Genomic DNA, 3,566 nt, shown 5'->3' on the forward strand with positions numbered 1-3,566 from the left:
TTTTCATCCATCTGATGCTAAATCTAAAATATCGTTAATTTTATAATATTGCATATAAGAAGCAATAACATCTCACTTGTCTTTAAATAAATTTAAGTACATTTTGGATCATTCTAAACATTGCAAATCATAATTATTTTTATGATGTGAAATACGACAATTAACAGGCTGACAATTAGCTCATTCAAAAGAAGTTGTTATTTCATTTCAAGTTTTATTAATATACAAACTTTTATATTCTGTCATTATTTATACTACTTAATTTTTTTATTTGTTGCTCAAATTTCATCATTAACATCGTTTGCGGTTACTGAATAAGGTCGTATAATTAATTCTTGTAATTTATTTTTAATTTTTTTATTTCATTTTTTCATAAAATATTTTCCTTTCTGTAAAAAAACATAATATTCCTTTATTGGTTAATATTTTGATATTTAGTAAATAATTTATTTTAGTATTTAATTACTTCGCCGCCCGCTTCACTTCGGGGGTGAGCGGGGGCGGATAGGATATTTTGATAGAGTTTACCCCCATACGGAAATAAACAAAAAATAGTTTATCCAGTTATTAATTACGCTTCATCCATCCCTAGACAACTTTATATAAAGAAAATAACCTTTTGGAGTTCCAACCCTCTTGTTTTTTTAGTGTCCGATATTGTTTTTTTCGGTTTAACAACACTCTTTTTATGAAAACAAGCCAAAAAACACGCGCTCTGACATTTCGCAAGTGATTAATCTTGCCGAGAATTAAAGAAATAAATAGGAGAGTAAATCCAATCGCTTTCACACTTTCTTTAAGGCTTCGTGCCATAGATGAGTTATCCATCTTTAAGCATCAAAATATTAAGTTTTAGATTGCATTATTCATCAGATAGTACCTTTATTAAAAATGATATTATTAGTTGTTAAACCGAAAAAATATAATAAATCACAGAAAGGAAATTATAAAAATTAACTAATTTGTAGGGCAAAATAGGTTAATTTTTAATTTTAAAGATACTATCTGATGAATAATGCAAATAAAAAAATCGCTCTGATAAGCGATTAATTTAATTTGTATTTAATTACTTTATTTATATTTTTTATAAAACCTCAACTTTTTTCTTACTACCTTAATTGTTGTTTTATGTAAATAAAAAAGATCACGCCAATGAAATCGTAAATAAGAATTTTTATTATAATAAATACAAATTAATGAAACAATAATAATAAAAATTCATGAAATAATTGTTCCTAACATTGTACCTTCTAACAACATTCGACCATATTTTACAAAAACAATTGAAAATAAGACATTAATCGCAATTGCTCCAATTATAATGTAAATTGCAACATGACTTTTTCCATCTGTTCGTAATAATGTTAGTAATAAATAACTAACAAACATTAAAGGACTAGCAAGTAACATTGGAAAAACATAATGCCAAGTTAAATCTTGTAAGATTCAGGTTCCTTTTTTACTTAATTGAATTAAAATCATAATATTATCTCATTGTGGAAAAACTAAACAAAAAACAAAAAAAGCTGCAACAAATGAAAATAAAATGGTAATTGTCAAAGCATTTCCTGCTAAAGATTGTGTTTGTTGTTTATTACTTTGCCCAGATTTAATTGCAAATGTAATTGATGTTCCAATCGCAAATAAAATTGCAAAAGCAAATAATAAGTTATAAATTTGCATTGAAAAATGGGTTGACAAATTAACAAAAATTTTTGCTGATTCATATGTTCATAATTTACCATTATTAATTGTAATATGTTCTTTATATCAATCCAAATATGGCTGATGATGAAAAACATTTGGTGTTACAAATGTTAAAGCAATAAATTTATCGAAGATTGGATATAATGCTGTCATTGCCATCACAAAGACAGTTGGTAAAGAAAAAATAAAAATTGTTTTTCATAAATTGTCATAACATAACTTAATCTCGTTTTTTGAAAAAACGGTTTTGTTCTTTATGTTCGTTCCCCTTTACAATACTATATGTTTATTATTTTATCATATTTTTAATTAAATTGCCAGATTCAAAGGGGGCATATTTTAGTTAAAGGGGATTTATTTATTTTATCCTAACATTGTCTCTTTATTTTTGCTAAGCAATATTAAATACATTATAAGATTAACAATAAATGACCCTAATAAAGAAAAACTATAAATTAAAATAATTAATTTTATGTTTAGGAATAAAATATTAACTGCAATTAATATAAATGGAATTAAATAAACTGTAAAATTTATTACACATGATTTTATTAATAAGAATTTTAATTTGCCAATTCCAATAAAAACTGCATCAAGCAAAGTCGCTCAAGTATAAAAAAGATAAAATCAAATAACAATTCTCATAATTTGCATTGATTCGGTCATTTTTGTTTGATCATTATCAGTTAAAAATCTAGAAAAAGGAATTCATAGTCCATAAAATATGCTTGCTGAAACAACAAATAAAAGAAATGAAAGCTTAAAATATTTAATAAATTTTTTATTAAGTTCTTTACTATTTATGCCCTCATCTACATTAATGGTAACTATAGCTTTAAATACTTCAATTAAAGCAATTATTGGTAATAAAATTCAATTTCAAATTAATTGATTCGCTAATCAATATGAACCAGATGCAGTTAATGAATTTAATGTTTTTGCAATTACCAATAAATAGAAAAAGTTATTAATTGCCGATGATAAAAAAGTAAAAATAAAATTAAGAAAAAAACTTTATTAAATTCTAATTTTGTTAATCGAAAAGTCTTAATATTTCAAAAAATTTTAAAACTAAAAAAGTTTGCAATAATTAATAAAGAAAAAAGAAATAAAAATATATTAGTTAAAATACTACTTAATCCCAAACCAATATATGTATTTGCAAAAACATTTTCATTTGCTAACGTAAAATCTAAAATAATATAAATTATCATTTTACCTAATAATAGAAAAAAGAACGCCTTACTTTTTACCAATATTTAATAAAAAACAGTAGAAATTAATAACAAAACTTCTGGAATTTTTGAAAATAATTGCAAATTAAAAAATATTATTTGATCATTATAGTTATAACCATCAATAACTTTAATTAGATTATCAGTAAAAAAAAGAAAAAAGAAAAATAATTCCTAAGTAAATTAAAAAAATAAATAAATAAATTTGACGAATTTTATTTAAGTCATCAATTTTATTATTTTTAATTTTTCCAATAAAAAAGAATAATGGAAAAACAAAAGCTTCTTGAAGAATTTCAAGCATAATATTAAGATATTCTCATTGAGCATAAGTATCTAATGAAACATCCATATATTTTGTAATAATTATTGTGCGAACTAAAATTCATATTGATGGAATTAAAAAATAGACTTCTTGCATAACCTAGTTATTTTAAAATTCCTATAAAATATATTTAAAATAGAAATTATAGGAATCTAAAATTATGAAATTTGATAAATTTGATTTTATTAATGATAAAGAATTATTCCGATTAACAAGAATAAAACAAGCCACTTTTAATAAAATATTAGATATTTTAAAGGTTGCTGAAATAGAAAAATTTAAAAAAGGTGGCAAAGCTA

General features: G+C 22.9%; 3 protein-coding genes and 1 pseudogene. All 4 read right to left on the bottom strand.

Features of this window, described 5'->3' with window-relative positions; all coding sequences use genetic code 4:
• The coding region (locus EHU54_RS04990) for a hypothetical protein (RefSeq protein WP_400249267.1) at positions 1-246 on the bottom strand (246 nt) is incomplete at its 3' end.
• Between the two features lie 861 nt (positions 247-1,107).
• Positions 1,108-1,965, bottom strand: a pseudogene (locus tag EHU54_RS04995) (MATE family efflux transporter); the annotation flags it as partial.
• 105 nt (positions 1,966-2,070) lie between these two features.
• Positions 2,071-2,658 (bottom strand): hypothetical protein, encoded by a 588-nt coding sequence (locus tag EHU54_RS05000; RefSeq protein ID WP_400249268.1) that lies wholly within the window; start codon positions 2,656-2,658, stop codon positions 2,071-2,073.
• A 423-nt stretch (positions 2,659-3,081) separates the two neighbouring features.
• The gene (locus EHU54_RS05005; protein ID WP_400249270.1) at positions 3,082-3,363 is read right to left on the bottom strand and encodes a hypothetical protein; all 282 of its coding nucleotides are present in this window, start codon (positions 3,361-3,363) and stop codon (positions 3,082-3,084) included.
• Positions 3,364-3,566: the final 203 nt, after the last annotated feature.

Origin of the sequence: Spiroplasma sp. ald (genome assembly GCF_044714355.1) — a bacterium.
Classification (GTDB): domain Bacteria; phylum Bacillota_I; class Bacilli_A; order Mycoplasmatales; family Mycoplasmataceae; genus Spiroplasma; species Spiroplasma phoeniceum.